General features: G+C 46.1%; 1 protein-coding gene. It reads right to left on the reverse strand.

Annotation, left to right across the window (positions count from 1 at the left end):
* The coding region (locus MFLO_RS13635) for a right-handed parallel beta-helix repeat-containing protein (RefSeq protein ID WP_036098575.1) at nt 1-1816 on the reverse strand (1816 nt) is incomplete at both ends.

Consider the following 1816-nt stretch of genomic DNA (forward strand, 5'->3'; position numbering starts at 1 on the left):
GAGTGTATAGGTGTCTTCCCCAGCTTCTTGTTCCACTCGGTATACGCCTACTTTCGCCACACGTGAAGTGGCAGGAACTAACGCACGAATGCTTCCTCCGATTTCATAGCTCGGGAACCCTTTATCGGTAAAGAGTGTCGCTTTCGCATGCTTGATACGCGCCGAGTAGACTTCTTGAAATTGATCTTTTGCCGGTGCATCCGCCACATCGGATCGGAAGGCATTTTGTGTGGTCACACATGTTTCTACCACTTTCGTATCCTGTTCTGTAATGTCTTCAGGAGAACCGAGCACCCCAAACCGCGGGAAACTCCAAGCTTCAAACGTATCACAAGCCGGTGGATTAAACGTAAAGGTATTCCGATGTAACAGGGCTTCTTCCACCTTATTCGTGCTTCTGGAAACGGAGGCGGTCAAATCATTCGAATTCCCTAGTTGAAGCGTCGCCACCCGTGCTTGTTGGTAATAGTTGGCTTTGGCTTGTTCCGTAGATTCCTCCGGCTGGTATCCATCTTGGGAATGAATGCGCCCATGTAAGGTAAACCGATTATTGAGCAGTTCTACCCCCATTTGAGTCGCGTCCTCTCCTGCATTCACCTGGCTTTTCATTTTAAGTTGGCCATAGACGTCCGGTTGTTCTGTGGAGGCATACAAATCTTGTTTCGCTGCGACAATACGTAAAGGCTGTTTGACTTCTCCTTCAATCGTGAAGTCATTATCTTTGACAATCACGTCAGAGGCAAAACCTGTCACCTTTACTTTGTCCGGTTGAGCAATACCCAAACGTTCTAGTTCATAATCATGCAACTTTCCATCCACACGTAACCGACTGTCTACCGTGCGTGTCGCTGTAAATAAGAAGTTGGCACTTTCACGACTCCGCACAAGCCCTTTATTCCCTTCCATTCGTACTTTCCGAGCGCCACTCAGTCGATAAGGCGTGTATAGGGCATGCGGGGTCTTCATTATCGACCTATAGCGTTCCATCATTTTATCCGTTAATTTCCCATTTGCAGCATCGAATTTTGCTTGAAAGCGCTCGCGCAAAACAGGATTACAAGGATTCACTTCTGGGTCAGTTGCTTGGCTCGCTTGTGTTGTTAAGATACGATCTTTTGCGTCTCGTTCGACGTTACCAGGAATACGCACCTCATTTCGTGTCCAAATCAAATCATAGTTATGGGGACCGTAACTATCAATCCCACCATCAAACATTTGGTTGGGCGAAACTTGAAGTAAATGATACACCCCATACCGCTGCATCCAGTTCTTCACGCTATTTTGATCCACGGTGACGTGTTGATTCCCACGATAGATTTGAATCCCGGCACGGCCAACATCTTCGATCGTATTGTTTCGAATTACTACATTTTTCGAGTATTCCACGGAAATTCCAGCGAGATAACCCATTTTTTGAACGGAACAATTTTCAATCGTGACATTTTCTAGACCCCCAATTTGGATGCCATTCTTCCCAACCGTTTGTCCATTTAACTCTAAATCAGCAAGCAGGATATTTCTGCCAAGTTGGTAGGCTTGGTACTCATCTTTCGATGCTTTCCCGAGAGTGATTAATGATGGACTCGCTCCCATGACTGTACTGTGGTCTAAGTTGATGAATAGAGCCGCAACTCTTAGCTCATCACTATCTACAGCATCTGTTTGAGGAGTAACAAAATCCATTTCAAGCGAACGAATCGTTAGGTTTTCCAACCAATCTTCTTCTGGCACTTTGCCCGTAAGATCTCCAAGTACTAAGTTCGGGACTTGAAGCCCCGCTGATTGATCGGCATCCCCTTTCCCTGTATTTTCTCCT

Source organism: Listeria floridensis FSL S10-1187 (genome assembly GCF_000525875.1).
Classification (GTDB): domain Bacteria; phylum Bacillota; class Bacilli; order Lactobacillales; family Listeriaceae; genus Listeria; species Listeria floridensis.